The 15,250-nt window shown below is 57.3% G+C and carries 13 protein-coding genes; 7 read left to right on the top strand and 6 right to left on the bottom strand.

The genetic code is table 11. The features are described from left to right. Positions 1-16: 16 nt before the first annotated feature. Positions 17-1,321: an NAD-dependent dihydropyrimidine dehydrogenase subunit PreA gene (gene preA / locus ABLN94_RS07895; protein ID WP_352991289.1), complete on the bottom strand. Its 1,305-nt coding sequence runs from the start codon at positions 1,319-1,321 to the stop codon at positions 17-19. Between the two features lie 45 nt (positions 1,322-1,366). After that, positions 1,367-2,701 carry an NAD(P)-dependent oxidoreductase gene (locus tag ABLN94_RS07890; RefSeq protein WP_352991287.1) on the bottom strand — a complete coding sequence of 445 codons (1,335 nt, stop codon included), beginning with the start codon at positions 2,699-2,701 and terminating at the stop codon, positions 1,367-1,369. A gap of 318 nt (positions 2,702-3,019) precedes the next feature. Here ABLN94_RS07890 and ABLN94_RS07885 point away from each other — a divergent pair, with 318 nt between their 5' ends. From ABLN94_RS07885 to ABLN94_RS07875, 3 genes are all read left to right on the top strand, one after another. After that, complete coding sequence (locus tag ABLN94_RS07885; RefSeq protein ID WP_352991284.1) at positions 3,020-4,015, top strand: hypothetical protein; 996 nt, start codon at positions 3,020-3,022, stop codon at positions 4,013-4,015. Between the two features lie 72 nt (positions 4,016-4,087). Next, positions 4,088-5,380, top strand: coding sequence for an O-acetylhomoserine aminocarboxypropyltransferase/cysteine synthase family protein (locus tag ABLN94_RS07880; RefSeq protein ID WP_352991281.1), 1,293 nt, complete (start codon positions 4,088-4,090; stop codon positions 5,378-5,380). A gap of 3 nt (positions 5,381-5,383) precedes the next feature. Beyond that, entirely contained in the window at positions 5,384-6,094 is a 711-nt protein-coding gene (locus ABLN94_RS07875) for a GNAT family N-acetyltransferase (RefSeq protein ID WP_352991279.1), read from the top strand. Here the strand turns inward: ABLN94_RS07875 and ABLN94_RS07870 are convergent. Then, the gene (locus ABLN94_RS07870; RefSeq protein ID WP_352991276.1) at positions 6,091-6,786 is read right to left on the bottom strand and encodes an SIMPL domain-containing protein; all 696 of its coding nucleotides are present in this window, start codon (positions 6,784-6,786) and stop codon (positions 6,091-6,093) included. The genes ABLN94_RS07875 and ABLN94_RS07870 overlap by 4 nt on opposite strands. 209 nt (positions 6,787-6,995) lie before the next feature. On the opposite strand from ABLN94_RS07870, the gene ABLN94_RS07865 reads away from it, so the two are divergent. Beyond that, the gene (locus tag ABLN94_RS07865) at positions 6,996-8,858 is read left to right on the top strand and encodes a hypothetical protein (protein WP_352991273.1); all 1,863 of its coding nucleotides are present in this window, start codon (positions 6,996-6,998) and stop codon (positions 8,856-8,858) included. Between the two features lie 44 nt (positions 8,859-8,902). On the opposite strand, the gene hppD is transcribed toward ABLN94_RS07865, so the two are convergent. Beyond that, positions 8,903-10,000: a 4-hydroxyphenylpyruvate dioxygenase gene (gene hppD, locus ABLN94_RS07860; RefSeq protein ID WP_352991271.1), complete on the bottom strand. Its 1,098-nt coding sequence runs from the start codon at positions 9,998-10,000 to the stop codon at positions 8,903-8,905. 145 nt (positions 10,001-10,145) lie between these two features. On the opposite strand from hppD, the gene ABLN94_RS07855 reads away from it, so the two are divergent. Both ABLN94_RS07855 and ABLN94_RS07850 read left to right on the top strand, forming a co-directional pair. Beyond that, positions 10,146-10,601, top strand: coding sequence for an Lrp/AsnC family transcriptional regulator (locus ABLN94_RS07855; protein ID WP_352991268.1), 456 nt, complete (start codon positions 10,146-10,148; stop codon positions 10,599-10,601). Between the two features lie 19 nt (positions 10,602-10,620). After that, on the top strand, positions 10,621-12,501 hold the full coding sequence (locus tag ABLN94_RS07850; protein ID WP_352991265.1) for a monovalent cation:proton antiporter-2 (CPA2) family protein: 1,881 nt from the start codon (positions 10,621-10,623) through the stop codon (positions 12,499-12,501). A 28-nt stretch (positions 12,502-12,529) separates the two neighbouring features. Here the strand turns inward: ABLN94_RS07850 and cobT are convergent, their stop codons facing one another. Then, positions 12,530-13,543: a nicotinate-nucleotide--dimethylbenzimidazole phosphoribosyltransferase gene (gene cobT / locus ABLN94_RS07845; RefSeq protein ID WP_352991262.1), complete on the bottom strand. Its 1,014-nt coding sequence runs from the start codon at positions 13,541-13,543 to the stop codon at positions 12,530-12,532. Positions 13,544-13,622: 79 nt separating this feature from the next. On the opposite strand from cobT, the gene cobS reads away from it, so the two are divergent. Continuing rightward, the gene (gene cobS, locus ABLN94_RS07840; protein ID WP_352991259.1) at positions 13,623-14,387 is read left to right on the top strand and encodes an adenosylcobinamide-GDP ribazoletransferase; all 765 of its coding nucleotides are present in this window, start codon (positions 13,623-13,625) and stop codon (positions 14,385-14,387) included. On the opposite strand, the gene ABLN94_RS07835 is transcribed toward cobS, so the two are convergent. Continuing rightward, the gene (locus ABLN94_RS07835; RefSeq protein WP_352991256.1) at positions 14,384-15,154 is read right to left on the bottom strand and encodes an ion channel; all 771 of its coding nucleotides are present in this window, start codon (positions 15,152-15,154) and stop codon (positions 14,384-14,386) included. The two genes, cobS and ABLN94_RS07835, sit on opposite strands and share 4 nt — an antisense overlap. Positions 15,155-15,250 lie beyond the last annotated feature (96 nt).

The raw sequence follows: 15,250 nt of genomic DNA, 5'->3' as shown, positions 1-15,250 counted from the left end.
TTTTATTCCAGTCGATTTACTCGGCGGCTTTTGCCATCGGATTGTTCGGATGCGTTGTCCAGTTGGCATAATCGGGCTGCACTTCCAATCCGGTGCGCGGGTCAACCTCTCCGGCCGCCATCGGCACCATCGAGATGCATCCATCGACCGGGCAGACATCCACGCAAAGGTTACAGGCGACGCACTCGTCATCCATGACCTCGAACACCCGATCCTCGGACATCGAGATCGCCTGATGGCTGGTGTCCTCGCAGGCGGCATAGCAGCGGCCGCATTTGATGCACTGGTCCTGATCGATCTTAGCTTTAGCTACGTAGTTCAGGTTCAGATACTGCCAATCGGTCACATTCGGCACAGCAAGACCAACAATTTCTGAGACGTCCTTGTATCCTTTTTCATCCATCCATTTGGACAGACCGGCGGTCAGTTCATCGATGATTTTGAACCCATATGTCATGGCTGCCGTGCAGACCTGAACGGTACCACAGCCCAAAGCTATGAATTCTGCTGCATCCCGCCATGTTGTTACACCGCCGATACCCGAGATCGGCAGTCCATGCGTCGCTTGGGCCCGCGAAATCTCAGACACCATCGACAGCGCAATCGGCTTCACCGCGGGACCGCAATAGCCGCCATGGCTGCCCTTGCCGTCAATCGAGGGTTCAGGGCTGAACGTATCCAGGTCGACGCTTGTGATCGAGTTGATCGTGTTGATCAGCGACACCGCATCCGCGCCACCATTCTTCGCAGCCTCAGCAGGCTTGCGGATATCGGTGATGTTCGGCGTTAGCTTCACTATGACCGGGCGGTCATAGTATTGCTTGCACCAGCGGGTCACCATCTCGATATATTCCGGCACCTGCCCTACGGCCGATCCCATACCGCGTTCGCTCATCCCGTGCGGACAGCCAAAGTTCAGCTCGATCCCGTCCGCTCCAGTCTCGGCCACACGCGGCAAGATGGCTTTCCACGCCTCTTCCTCACAAGGGACCATGATCGAGGCGATCAGCGCCCGGTCCGGGTAGTCGGACTTGACCCGCGCCATCTCCTCGAGGTTCACCTCTAGCGGACGGTCGGTGATCAGTTCGATGTTATTCAGGCCCAGCAACCGACGATCCGCGCCGTAGATTGCGCCATACCGGGGGCCGTTCACGTTAACGACCGGAGGACCTTCGGCCCCCAGCGTTTTCCAGACGACACCGCCCCATCCGGCCTCAAAGGCGCGGCGGACGTTATATTCCTTGTCAGTCGGTGGCGCGGAGGCCAGCCAATACGGGTTCGGGCTTTCTATTCCAAGAAAGTTTGTCTTTAAATCAGCCATTTATCCGGCCTCCCTGATGCAATTCAGCATCCTTATCTGTTGGTTTCACGCGGTCAGGCTTGCGTGGATATCCATCGCGGCATCGCGACCCTCGGCCACGGCGGTCACGGTCAGATCTTCTCCGCCTGTCGCGCAGTCACCGCCAGCCCAGACACCGGCCATCGAAGTGCGCCCGGCTTCGGTCACGGCAATCTTGTTGCCGTCCAACTCCAGCCCTTCCGGCGCACCGTCAAGTTTCTGACCAATCGCCTTGAGAACCTGATCCGCGGCCAAACGGACCGTTTCACCGGTTCCGGATAGCTGACCGTCATGGCTGGAAGTATACTCCAATTCAATCTCAGCCGCCGCCCCATTTCCATGAATGGCGACAGGCTGCACATTGGTCATGATCTTGACGCCGTGCGAGGCTGCCAAATCCTGTTCGTATCGGCTGGCACCCATGGCGTCACGGTCGCGACGGTAGGCGATGGTAACATGCTCGGCACCCAGCAGCTTTGATTTCACCGCCGCGTCCACAGCGGTCATGCCACCTCCGATGACCACGACGTTGCGGCCGACCGGGAGGTTCGCCAAGTCAGAGGCTTGTCGCACATCCGAGATGAAATTGACGGCGAAGCGAACACCCTCCTTCTCAGCCCCATCTGCCCGCAGGGCGTTTACCCCAGTAAGACCGATGGACAGGAAAACGGCGTCGTAATTCTCCACCAGACCGTCCAGCGTGATGCTCTCGCCCAGTACCGATCCTGTCTCGATGGTGATACCGCCGATCTTCATAAGCCAGTCAACCTCAGCCTGCGCAAAATCGTTGGTCGATTTATATGCCGCGATCCCATATTCGTTCAGACCGCCGGGCTTAGGCTTGCTTTCGTGGATCACAACGTCATGACCCAGCATCGCAAGTCGATGCGCGCAGGCCAGACCTGCTGGCCCTGCCCCGACCACGGCAACGGTCTTACCCGTCGGTGCGGCGCGCTCAAACGGATGATCTCCGGACACCATTACGCTGTCGGTTGCATAGCGCTGCAGGCGGCCAATCTCGACCGGAGCACCTTCAGCCGCCTCGCGCACACATGCCTCTTCGCACAATGTCTCGGTCGGGCAAACGCGGGCACACATGCCGCCAAGAATGTTCTGGGCCAAAATGGTCTCGCCCGCCGCTTCGGGTTGCCCTGCCTGAATCTGGCGCATGAACAACGGAATATCGATGTCCGTCGGACAGGCCGTCACGCATGGCGCATCATAGCAAAAATAGCACCGATCCGCCGCCACAGCCGCCTCATGCGCGGCCAATGGCGGATGCAGATCCGTGAAATTCGAGGTCAGCTCATCGCTGGAAAGCCGCCCGGAGACAATGCCGGGGGCCATCTGGCCCTGTGCCATCGCTCTCTCCCTGTGGTTATGTTCGTTATGACCTCAGCTTGCCACAATCTTATTTTTTATCAATTGGTAAAATTTATAAAGTCGGCAAAAAACTGAAAAACTGCGCATTTTCCCTCGAATTTCAGCGAAAACCGTCTTTTTTTTCGGCATCTGACGAAGTCGCAACATCTGAGCAGTGTTGGCGCGCATCAAATCTGCACTCATTTCCAAGGATTCAAAAATTTCCCAGTATCTGGTTTTGACGGCCCCAACTGCGTGCTGTAGTTCAAACGCAACCCGAGAAGCGCCGACAGTGGCCGTAAATCCGAAAGTCATCCGATGCAGGCCAGCCCTTCGAAGTTCAACATCGTCATCATCGGGCAAAACAACCGACTACAATACGAAGCACTTCTGTTTGCGGCATCTCTGCGCCACAGCTCTCCGAATTTCACTGGTCGGTTGTTTGTGGCGGTCCCTCGGCCGGGCCCGCGTTGGCAACAGGACCCTAGCATTCAGAACGAGGATGTGTTGAAGGCGCTGCGGCAGCTGGACGCCGAAATCCTGCCGTTTGACAACCATGTTTTTGGGCAAAGCTATCCTTACGGCAACAAGATTGAGGCCCTGCTGGCCTTACCCGAAGGCAAACCGTTTGTGTTCTTCGACAGCGATACTCTAATTTCGGGAGATCTGACCTCTGTCCCCTTCGATTTCGACAAACCGGGGGCGTCGCAAAAAGTCGAAGGCACATGGCCAAAGCCAACTCTCTATGGCCCCGGTTTCGATGGTATCTGGAGCGCCCTTTACCGCCGGTTTGAGCTGGATTTCAAAAGTTCTTTGGATACCAGCCAACCCGTGGATTACTGGCGAAGGTATCTGTATTTCAACGCCGGCTATTTTTTCCACGCCTGCCCGCAGAAGTTCGGACGGCGGTTTCTGGAGTATGCCCGCACGATCCGGGATGAAGAGATTCCAGAACTGGCTGGCCAGAACCTTGATCCGTGGCTGGATCAGGCGGCACTGCCGTTGGTCATTCACTCCTTCGGCGGAGGGCGCGATGTGTTGCCTCCGGGTCTGCTGGACGGCTCTGTCAGTTGTCACTACCGACTGTTTCCCCTGCTTTATGCCCGTGAAAGCGACCATGTGGTCGAGGTGCTGGAAACCGTGGCGGCGCCCAACCGGGTCAAGAAAGTGCTCAAGGGTTATGACCCAATCAAGAAACTGGTCCTGCAACGCAAGGGGCACAAGATCCGCGATCTGTTCGATCGCGAAAACCTGCCGCAGCGCGAGCAGGCCATTCGCAACACGATCAGGAACAACGGCCTGTGGATGCGCTGATTGGGTTGTTGTGTGAAGGCCGTCAATCGCCTAGAGATTCTGCAACACACATTCCAACAGGAGATTTTTACGATGTCAGACGGCCCGACTTACGGTTTTGACACTCTGCAGATTCACGCGGGCGCACGGCCTGATCCCGCAACAGGGGCGCGTCAGACTCCGATCTATCAAACAACAGCTTATGTCTTTCGCGATGCCGATCACGCGGCTGCCCTGTTCAACCTGCAAGAGGTTGGATTCATTTATTCCCGCCTGACCAACCCCACCGTTGCCGTTCTGCAAGAACGTATCGCCACTTTGGAAGGCGGCGTTGGCGCGGTTTGCTGTTCATCGGGTCACGCGGCGCAGATCATGGCGCTGTTCCCGCTGATGGGGCCGGGCTGCAACGTGGTGGCCTCGACACGTTTGTACGGTGGCACGGTCACGCAGTTCAGCCAGACCATCAAACGCTTCGGCTGGTCGGCCAAGTTCGTCGACACCGATGATCTGGACGCCGTGAATGACGCCATCGACGAAAACACCCGCGCGGTGTTCTGTGAATCCATCGCCAACCCCGGCGGTTATGTCACTGACATTCGCGCACTGGCGGATATAGCTGATGCAGCGGGCATTCCGCTGGTTGTCGACAACACCTCAGCTACACCATACCTGTGCCGCCCGATCGAACATGGCGCGACTCTTGTGGTGCATTCGACCACAAAATACCTGACGGGCAATGGCACAGTCACAGGCGGCTGCATCGTGGATTCGGGTGAGTTTGACTGGTCGGCAAATGACAAATTCCCATCGCTCAGCGAACCGGAACCCGCCTATCACGGGTTGAAATTCCACGAAACCTTCGGCCCTCTGGCCTTCACCTTCCACGGTATCGCCATTGGCCTGCGTGATCTGGGAATGACCATGAACCCACAGGCCGCGCATTACACGCTGCTGGGAATCGAGACCCTGTCCTTGCGGATGGATCGTCATGTAGAGAACGCGCAAAAGATCGCCGCCTGGCTCGAAGCGGACGAACGAATTGAATATGTCACCTACGCAGGTCTGCCCTCTTCGCCGTATCATGATCGGGTCCAGGCGCAGTACACAAAGGGTGCTGGTGCGCTGTTCACCTTTGCAGTCAAAGGTGGATATGACGCCTGCATCAAGCTGGTCAACGCGTTGGAAATCTTTAGCCATGTCGCCAACCTGGGCGATGCGCGGTCGCTGATCATCCATTCGGCCTCAACCACACACCGCCAACTGACGCCAGAACAGCAAGAGGCCGCAGGTGCTGGCCCCGGTGTGGTTCGTGTGTCCATCGGGATCGAAGACGCCGACGACCTGATCGCCGATCTGGATCAGGCGCTGGCCAAAGCCTCGGCCTGAGGCATGAGCGGGCACGACACAAACGATCTGGGCCAACCCATCGGCCTGCCGGTTTCGGGCGAATTCCCTCGCCCGACGCCGCCGTATACGCCGATGGAGGGCCAATACTGTTCTGTCGTGCCGCTGGACGTGAACCGGCATGCGCCCGGACTGTTCCGGGCCTTTGCCAACGACGCCGACGGTCGCAACTGGACCTACCTGCCTTATGGGCCGTTCGACAGTGAACAGGAGTTCGAGGACTGGACCCGCGCGAACTGTATGGACGCCGACCCGATGTTCCACACGGTTCTGGACAGAAACGAAACTCCGGTCGGTATGGCCTCATTCCTGCGAATCCAACCTGCGGCGGGGGTGATTGAAGTGGGCCACATCCACTTCTCTCCGCTGTTGCAGCGCAGCCCGCAATCGACCGAGACCATGTATCTAATGATGCGCCGCGTGTTCGACGAGTTGGGGTATCGCAGATACGAATGGAAATGCGATGCCCTGAATGCCCCATCCTGCCGCGCGGCCGAGCGGTTAGGCTTTACGTTTGAGGGCATCTTTCGACAAGCCACCCATTACAAGGGTCGTAACCGGGATACGGCATGGTATTCGATCCTCGACAGTGAGTGGCCGCGCATTCGTTCGGCGTTCGAAGCCTGGCTTTCTGCGGACAATTTCGATCAAACGGGCCAGCAACGAGAACCGCTGATGGCCCGTTCCGAGGGTTAATCGGAAATACCGAATTCCATCGACACGCTGACAGACACCGCGATCTCACCGCTTGCGACCGGCACCCCGCCCGCCTCGGACATAGCCATCGCGCGCATCTGGGGCGCAGGGCGGATGCCGCCAATCTGCTCGCTGATCTGCCGGACCTTGCCCAAAGTCACATTGGCCGCCTGCGCCAGCTGTTCAGCTTTCGCGGTCGCCTCGGCCACGGCCTTGGCACGTGCCTGCGCCTGTAGCGGCGCGGGGTCCTGCACGCCAAAGCTCAGCCCGCCAAAATTGTTGGCCCCGTTCTGAATGACTGCATCCATGATCGTTCCAAGCTGTGTCAGATCGCGAACACGAACCTGAACATTGTTAGAGGCGACAAAGCCGGAAATCTCAGGTCGCTCACCGCTCGAATTATTGCGCCCGGACCAGACTGGCGACAACGAAAGATCGCGGGTTTGAACATCGCGAGTCTCGATCCCCATATCGTCCAGCCGCTTCAGAATCTGTGCCACAGCATCGGATGTAGCCTGCATCGCGTTAGAAGCCTGCGGATCTTCGTTGGTCACCCCCAAGGTGATGGTTGCCATATCGGGTTCGGCCTCAACGGTGCCGACCGCATCCACCGTGATGCGACGTTCTTCCGCATGTGCCATACCTGCGGCGGTAACGGCCAGCATCGCAGCCAAAAAAGCAATTTTCTTCAAGGTCTTCCCTCCAATTTCTTCACTATCAACATGGGGCCGCCGAGTGCCGCCGAACAAGGGGAAGTTCCGGCTTTTTCTTTCCCTCGGCGGGATCCTGCTTTAATGTCTGCCTGCGGACGGAAACCCGTTTGCATTGATGCTGACAATTATGGTTCCTCGGGAATATGAAACCCGCCTTTGCGCTGTCTTTTTCTTCAACCGGAATAACTGTGCACCACCAATCGGATGACGATTGGGTCTGCATTGGTGAGGTTGCTCTGGACGCGCCAGACCTGAACGCGCAGTTAAGCGCGTTGCGGGACAAAGCCTTTGCTTTGGAAAACAACCTGAGCTGCAAAGTTGTGATCCCTGCCGATCAGGTTCGTTTCATGTCGGCAGAAACAGAGGGGCAGCCCGCCGAGGAAAGCGCGCAGCAGGTGCAATCTGCATTGGCCGAGGCCACCCCCTATTCGATCGAAGAACTGGTCTTTGATTCTGCAACCGTAGGCTCCACCACCTATGTGGCCGCCGTCACGATGCAGACATTGGACGAAGCCCGAAATTTTGCAACGGAACACGGATTTGTTCCCGTCCAGTTCACGGTAAAAGCTAATCCTAGCGTTTTCCCGACCGAACCGCAGTTTCTGACGCCTGAAACTCCGGCCACTGTGATCAAGCCTACCGCCGAAAACGCAAGGAAAGCAGCGGACGTTCCGCCCCCGACGGCCCACCCCATTGCGGATGTAACGCCTTCGGAGGTTTTCCGATCGGCACCAGATTCGGGCGCACAATCCAGTGCCGTCACAAAACCAGTCACCAAACGTTACGCAATTCCGGCAGTCGCTGCTTTGGCTATTGTGGCAGTGCTGGGTGTATGGGCGCTGTCCGGGTCGGAAAAAGCTGAGCCACCTGCCCCGCAAACGGCCCAAACCGAAGATGCACCAACGGCATCGGAAGTTCAGCCGGACGTCATTACCGAAATTTTACCAGAAATCGAAACGGCTCCCCTTGAAGCAACTGAATTGCCCTCGGAAGTCGCTTTACCCGAACCAAGCCAGCCGGATTCGACCGACGCGTCCCTGCCCGATTTATCGCCAACGGATGCCGCAATCCTCGAAGCGCTAAACATCGCGCCAACAGTGGTCGACGAGGTCCCCCGCGACCCCGAACCGCAAGTGTTGCCCCCTCAATCCGCCGTTTCCATTTCGGTACCCGGCCTTTTGGCGGTGCCTGCTATTGCCCCTGAAGAAGAACCATTTCTGACATCCATTGATAACTCCGACCTTTCCAACGACGCGATTGCCCTCCCACCGAGTGAGAGTTTCGCCACCGACGCCCCGTTTGAGCAGGTCGCGTTGCCCGGCATCGCCGGCACCCGGTTCGAACTGGATGAGCGCGGTCTGGTTACGCCCAGCGTCGAAGGCACGCTCAATCCGGCTGGGGTCGCCGTCTACCTGGGGCGTCCGTCGAAAGTACCTCCAGAACCACCCGTGCGGTTCGAAGAGGAGCCAGCGCTTGATGATAAATCGGATAGGCTGGCCGAGTTGCGCCCCAAACTGCGCCCCCGAGACCTGATTGAGCGGTTCGAGCGGCAGCAACTGGGTGGCCGCACGCGGGAAGAACTTGCAGTGCTGCGCCCCAAGCTGCGCCCCGCGTCGCTGCAACAAAAGGAAATCGACTACACCCCGACCGCTCTCGCCGTCGTCCGTGTCCCGCGCCCAAAGTCGCGCCCTGCGGGATTGGCACCATCTTCAGTCACGCAAACCGCCAACCTGGGTTCGACGGCCGCAATTGCTCAGGATGAGGCCGGGTCGTTCCAGCCAAGGGCCGTTGCCCCTAAAATCCCGTCATCCGCATCCGTCGCAAGGCAAGCGACGATCGACAATGCGCTGAACCTGCGCAAGTTGAACCTGATCGGGGTTTACGGCACACCGGCCAACCGCCGCGCCTTGGTGCGTTTGCCGAGTGGTCGTTACAAAAAGCTGAAAGTTGGAGACAGGCTGGATGGCGGTAGAGTCATCGCTATTGGCGATACCGAGCTACGCTATCAGAAAAAAGGTAGGAACGTGACGCTGAAAATGCCACGTGGATAAGCGCACGGGCGGGTTGCCCGCCCATGCTGCATCAAGCCCGGCATTCAAGCCGCTGTAATCTCTCCGCTTTCGATCTGTTCACGCTCGATGGATTCGAACAGCGCCTGAAAGTTCCCCTCACCGAACCCATCGTCGCCTTTGCGCTGGATGAACTCGAAAAAGATCGGCCCGATCACGGTTTTCGAGAAGATTTGCAGCAAAATTCTGGTCTCACCGCCGTCCAGAACCCCCTCGCCATCAATCAGAATACCGTGCTTCATCATCCGGTCCAGCGGTTCTTCGTGATCTGCGACGCGATCTTTGGACATGTCATAGTAGGCTTGGTTTGGACCAGGCATGAATTTCAGCCCCTTCTCAGCAATCGCGTCTGTTGAAGCGTAGATATCTTCACTCCCCACCGCGATATGCTGAATCCCCTCACCCTTGTATTTCTTGAGGTACGATACGATCTGCCCGGTCTCGCCCCGATCTTCGTTGATCGGAATACGAATGCGCCCGCACGGCGACGTCAGAGCACGGCTGAAAAGACCGGTATACTTGCCCTGAATGTCAAAAAACCGGATTTCGCGAAAGTTGAACAGGCTCTCGTAGAACTTGAACCATTTGTCCATATTTCCGCGATAGACGTTATGCGTCAGGTGATCGAGGTAATAGAACCCATCACCGCGCGGCTTGGATTTGGTGGTCCATGTGAACTCATGATTATAGGGCGAAGTGTCATGGTACTGGTCGATGAAGTAGATCAGAGAGCCGCCAATCCCCTTGATCGCCGGTACATTCATCGTCTTGTCCGCCGCATCATAAGGCTCTGCGCCTTTGGCTACCGCATGCTCATACGCTTTCTGGGCATCCACCACACGCCAGCCCATCGCTGGGGCGCATGGGCCATGTTCTTGGACAAAACGCGCGGCAAAGCTTTCGGGATCAGCGTTGAGAATATAGGTCACGTCGCCTTGCTGCCAAAGTTCGACTGCGGGCTTATCCGTGTGGTGAGCAACCTTTTCGAAACCCATTTTGGAAAACAGGTCGCGCAGTTCCTGTGGATCGGGGTGGGCAAATTCCACGAATTCAAACCCGTCAGTGCCGACCGGATTTTCTTTGCTAATGGTGGATTTCGGGGCGTTATGAGGGAAAGGACCCATAGTGCGTCTCCTTAAAACAGGAATTTCTTTGCTGATTCCAAAATACGCCTTATTCCGCGCTGTTTCTGCGCATAGTTTTCGTGTAAACTAAGTTTGAGTGCGCAGAACACGCATTAATTGGTAAAATTTTGGAGAAATTCCGCATATGCTGGATTCCACCGATATGCGTTTGCTGTCCGCCCTACAGGTGGACGCCCACTTGACCGCCCATCAGCTTGGCGAATTGCTGAACCTGTCACCCAGTCAGGCCGGGCGGCGACGGCAACGGCTTGAGGCCGAGGGCTACATCACCGGCTATGCCGCACGGTTGGACCCGCTGAAACTCGGGCTACATGTTCAGGGATTTGTTCAAGTGCATCTGGGCACCCACGGCCCCGAGCAATCCGAGAGTTTTGCACGGATGGTAAACACCCGACCTGAGATCACCAGCGCCTGGACGATGACCGGAGAAGCAGACTATCTGCTGCATGTCTATTGTGACGATCTAGCCGCGCTCAATCGCTTGCTTCATCAGGTGATACTGCCGCATCCTGCGGTGGCACGAGTCCAAAGCCAGATCGTGATGGACCAACTGAAACGCGACGCCCCTTTGCCCACCTGACCTGACCGAAAGGACCAACATGGACGATTTCCTCTACCAGGCTTCGATCTATCTGGCTGCTGCCGTGATCGCCGTGCCGTTATCGGCGCGTCTGGGGCTGGGGTCCGTGCTGGGATATCTGGCCGCCGGGATCGTTATCGGTCCCGTGTTTGGCCTTGTAGGAGCCGAAACCGAAAGCCTGCAGCACGTGGCCGAGTTTGGCGTGGTCATGATGCTGTTCCTCATCGGTTTGGAACTGGAGCCGCGCGCTTTGTGGGATATGCGTGACAGGCTATTGGGACTGGGCGGATTGCAAGTAGGGCTTTCGACCGCAGCTATTGCCACGGTGGCAATTTACGCGAACCACCCATGGTCTGTCGCTCTGGCCGTCGGGTTAACGCTTTCGCTGTCTTCGACCGCGATCGTGCTGCAAACCCTGTCGGAAAAAGGACTAATGCAGACAAACGGGGGCCGCGCCACATTTTCCGTGCTGCTGACGCAAGACATTGCAGTCATCCCCATTCTGGCCCTGTTGCCACTGCTGGCGCTACCAGCCATGCCGCATCTCGAAAGCGACGGCTCCATAGACCGCGGGGTGAAAGACCTGCACGATGCCGCCCATCACAGCCTTTCTCTAGTCGATGGTTTACCAGGGTGGGCTGTAACGCTGGTTACCATTGGCGCGATCGCATTTGTTATCCTTGCCGGTGTTTACCTGACGCGCCCCCTGTTCCGCTTTATTCACGCGACTCGCCTGCGAGAGATGTATACCGCATTAGCCCTGATGATCGTGGTCGGCATTTCCTTCCTGATGACCCTAGTTGGCCTTTCCCCCGCTCTGGGTGCGTTCCTGGCGGGCGTTGTTCTGGCCAGCTCGGAATTCCGGCATGAGATGGAAAGCGACCTTGAGCCCTTCAAGGGCCTGTTCCTCGGCCTGTTCTTTATCACCGTCGGTGCCGGAATTGATGTCGCCTACTTCTTCAACGATCCGCTAGAGCTAATCGGGTTGGCTCTTCTGGTTATCCTGACCAAGGGCATCATACTGTTTCTCGTCGGGCGCGCTTTCAGGTTGCGGGGTCGGGATCACTGGCTATTCACACTTGGTCTGGCACAAGCAGGAGAGTTCGGCTTCGTTCTGCTGGCCTTTTCAACTCAGCAGAACGTCATTCCGCCCGATCTGTCCCAGAAACTGCTCATGATCATCGCACTGACCATGCTGATCACGCCGCTGCTGTTCATCATCTACGATCTTTTGTCCCGCCGAATCCGAGACAGTGGTCCACAGCCGGAACCAGATGAAATCGACGAGCAAGGCCCAGTAATCATCGCCGGTATCGGCCGATTTGGTCAGATCGTAAATCGTCTGGTTCGCGCCAGCGGGTTCAAAACGATCGTTCTGGATCACGATATTGAAACCGTTCAGCTGATGCGCCGCTTTGGTGTGAAGGGTTTTTTGGGCGATCCCACTCGTCCTGAATTGCTCCGCGCGGCGGGGCTGGAAAAAGCAACGGTACTGGTCGCCGCGATGGACGACCCAAAGAACGTAACGCGTCTGGTCAGTTACGCCAGGCGTCAACGCCCGGACCTGCACATCATCGCCCGCGCTCATGACCGAACCCATGTGTATGAGCTGTATCAGGCTGGTGCCAACGACATCGTACGCGAGATGTTCGACAGCTCCCTACGGGCCGGTCGCTACGTGCTTGAAAATATCGGCCTCAGCGAATATGAGGCCGCGCAAGCCGAGCAGACGTTTTACCACCACGACCGAGATTCGATCCGCGATCTGGCCGAGCTTTGGATTCCCGGAATGCCCACAGCGGAAAACAAGAAATACATCGAACGAGCTCAGCAATTCGAGAAAGATCTGGAAACCGAGCTTTTGGAGTTGGCTGAAAAACACGCGAAGAAATCGGCCTGATCCGGCTCTTCGGATCAGACCTGTAATGTTAACCGTCTGATACTCCGGCCTCAGCAAAGGTCGCCATGCCTGAATGGCAGGCTACCGCGCTTTTCAGGATATTGATGGCCAGCGCCGCACCCGAACCTTCGCCAAGCCTGAGACCGAGATTCAGCAACGGGGCTTTGCCAAGCTTTTCGAGTACGGCCCCATGCGCACCTTCTGCGCTCTGGTGCCCTGCCACGGCATGGTCCAATGCACCGGCGGAAACATCTGCCAGACAGGCCGCCGCGGCAGAGCAGATGAATCCGTCAAGAATAACTGGAATACGCAATACGCGAGCGGCTGCAATAGCTCCGGCCATGGCCGCGATCTCACGCCCACCGAGGCAACGCAGGATGTTCAGCCCGTCTCCGACCTCTGCGTGCAGCGCCACACCTTCCGCCACCACACGGGTCTTGTTGATCAGCCCGGCATCGTCAACACCTGTGCCGCGTCCGGTCCAGTCCGCAGCGTCTCCACCAAACAGAGCGCAGGCAATTGCAGCAGCCGGGGTGGTATTCCCGATTCCCATTTCTCCAACCACCAGCAGATCGGCATTGGGGTCAACGGCGGTCCAACCGGTGCGCAGGGCTTGCAGCAACTCATCTTCGGACATGGCCGGTCCTGCAGTGAAATCCGCAGTTGGCTGGTCCAACTCCAACGCATGCACATCCATCGTCGCACCAGCGGCTTTGGCGAGTTGATTGATCGCTGCGCCACCGTGTTCAAAATTCATCACCATCTGCACGGTCACTTCAGGTGGAAAGGCCGATACGCCCTGCGCGGTTACGCCGTGGTTCCCCGCAAACACGATGACCTGCGGCGCGGCGATCTGTGGGCGAGCGTCTGCGCGCCAACCAGCATACCAGATCGCCAAGTCCTCAAGCCGCCCCAAAGCACCCGGCGGTTTGGTCAACTGCCTGTTGCGGTCAGTCGCTCCTTGCAGTGCGCTATCATCCGGGCCGGGCGCCTGTTTGAGGGCGTCGCGGAAGGTTGTCAGATCAATAAGTTCGGGCAGCATCTAAAGCCTCGTTGCATCAGAGTGGTCCTGCGTGTTTAACCGAAGCGTCCAATCCAACAAGACCCCGAAAGGCGCGGGAGTGCATAAAAACGACACCAACCTGTTTTCCTCGTGGGATATTCCACTTGCGCTGGTCCTGCTGTCCCGCTTGCCCCTGCCGCATTTGCCGGAAAACGTCTTTTCGCGCCAGGCCAACGCCGCTTGGGCCTTCCCCTTGGTCGGGTTAGTCGTGGGTCTGCTGGCCTGCGCAGTCGGTTGGGTTGCAATCGTGTTAAACCTGCCCACAACGGTCGGGGCCGTTCTCCTGGTTGCGGTTCTGGTCATGACCACGGGTGCGATGCATGAAGACGGTTTGGCCGATACTGTCGATGGATTGTGGGGCGGCTTCAACCGAGAGCGCCGGTTGGAGATCATGAAAGACAGTCACATCGGCACTTATGGTGTTCTGGCGCTGATATTCTCGCAGCTTGCACGCGTTGCACTGATCGCGACGCTACTAATGGCCGGTGCTTTTGCCACAATCCTCGCAGCCTGCATCATGTCCCGCGCATTCATGCCGGTTCTGATGACCACACTGCCGAATGCACGCAACAGTGGCCTGAGCCACTCTGTCGGAGGGCCACAGGCTGTGACAACCATAACAGGTCTGGTGCTGGCCCTGATTTGCGCCGTGCTTCTAATGGGTGCCGGCGCTGTTTGGGCCACGGCCATTGCTGCGCTAGTCACTGCCGGGCTCGCCGCGACAGCACGAGCCAAGATTGGTGGTCAAACGGGTGACATTCTGGGAGCAACGCAGCAGCTGGCAGAGCTTGCATTTCTAACAGCAGCCGCAGCCGCGCTTTAAGAGGTTCCGCCTGTTTCGATCCTCAGTCTCTCACCGCAGTGCTTGCAGTGCACCGCGTCTGGGTCGTGGCGATAGAGGCCACAACTTGGGCATTTGTGACGCACTTTCTGCGGCATGAAAATCGCCTGCGCCAAACGCACGAAAAGGGCCACGCCAACCACCATGATGAACACCGAAAACAGCTTGCCGCCCGGTGTTGCCAGAGTGATGTCACCAAACCCGGTCGTGGTGAGCGTTGCCATAGTGAAATACAGCGCATCGATATACGCGTTCGGGCTGTTAGCCGGGATAAAAAAAACCAGAACAGCCGTTGACGTGGCAAATACAAACACCAGCAGATTTATGGCCGCAATGACTGCGTCCTCATGTGTACGAAAGAATTGGCTGTCACGCCGAAGATCCCTAAGCAAATGGTAGGAGTGGATCAGACGTAAGGCGCGTAAAATTCGTACGAAGGCCAGATTTCCAGGCAAAAACGGCTCGAGCAGTAGAGAAGCAATCACAACGATATCAGCCAGCGTGTAGATCTTGCGGAGCAGCTTCCACCGGTCCTTCGCGATCCAGAGCCGAGCTAGAAAATCCAGAAGAATAACAAACCCAACGCCCAAGCTGGCTAGGGTAATACCCGGCCCGTGCGGTACATTCGCCGTGGCCACGAAAAAAATGATCGACGCGGCATCAAAAAGGATCAGGCAGTAGCGGAACCAGATCGAAATCGGCTCATGCGCAATATACAAAAACTTAATGGTTTGCTTTATCCTGACCATGTATCCGCCTCTGCCTGTTGGAAAATTAGCGGCAAAGGTAAAATTCACCAAGAGCTGGCATGAAAAAGGCCGCCCCCAAGCAGGAGCGGCCTAGAA

The organism is Ruegeria sp. SCP11, from assembly GCF_040329455.1.
Taxonomy (GTDB): Bacteria; Pseudomonadota; Alphaproteobacteria; order Rhodobacterales; family Rhodobacteraceae; genus Ruegeria; species Ruegeria atlantica_E.
Note: the sequence above shows the minus strand (reverse complement) of the source record. Positions and strands in the feature narration are given on the sequence as shown.

Excerpts from the sequence above, each read along its gene's own strand:
- preA (WP_352991289.1), bottom strand. The coding sequence starts at position 1,321 with ATGGCTGATTTAAAGACAAACTTTCTTGGAATAGAAAGCCCGAACCCG.
- ABLN94_RS07890 (WP_352991287.1), bottom strand. The coding sequence starts at position 2,701 with ATGGCACAGGGCCAGATGGCCCCCGGCATTGTCTCCGGGCGGCTTTCC.
- ABLN94_RS07885 (WP_352991284.1), top strand. The coding sequence starts at position 3,020 with ATGCAGGCCAGCCCTTCGAAGTTCAACATCGTCATCATCGGGCAAAAC.
- ABLN94_RS07880 (WP_352991281.1), top strand. The coding sequence starts at position 4,088 with ATGTCAGACGGCCCGACTTACGGTTTTGACACTCTGCAGATTCACGCG.
- ABLN94_RS07875 (WP_352991279.1), top strand. The coding sequence starts at position 5,384 with ATGAGCGGGCACGACACAAACGATCTGGGCCAACCCATCGGCCTGCCG.
- hppD (WP_352991271.1), bottom strand. The coding sequence starts at position 10,000 with ATGGGTCCTTTCCCTCATAACGCCCCGAAATCCACCATTAGCAAAGAA.
- ABLN94_RS07855 (WP_352991268.1), top strand. The coding sequence starts at position 10,146 with ATGCTGGATTCCACCGATATGCGTTTGCTGTCCGCCCTACAGGTGGAC.
- ABLN94_RS07850 (WP_352991265.1), top strand. The coding sequence starts at position 10,621 with ATGGACGATTTCCTCTACCAGGCTTCGATCTATCTGGCTGCTGCCGTG.
- cobT (WP_352991262.1), bottom strand. The coding sequence starts at position 13,543 with ATGCTGCCCGAACTTATTGATCTGACAACCTTCCGCGACGCCCTCAAA.
- ABLN94_RS07835 (WP_352991256.1), bottom strand. The coding sequence starts at position 15,154 with ATGGTCAGGATAAAGCAAACCATTAAGTTTTTGTATATTGCGCATGAG.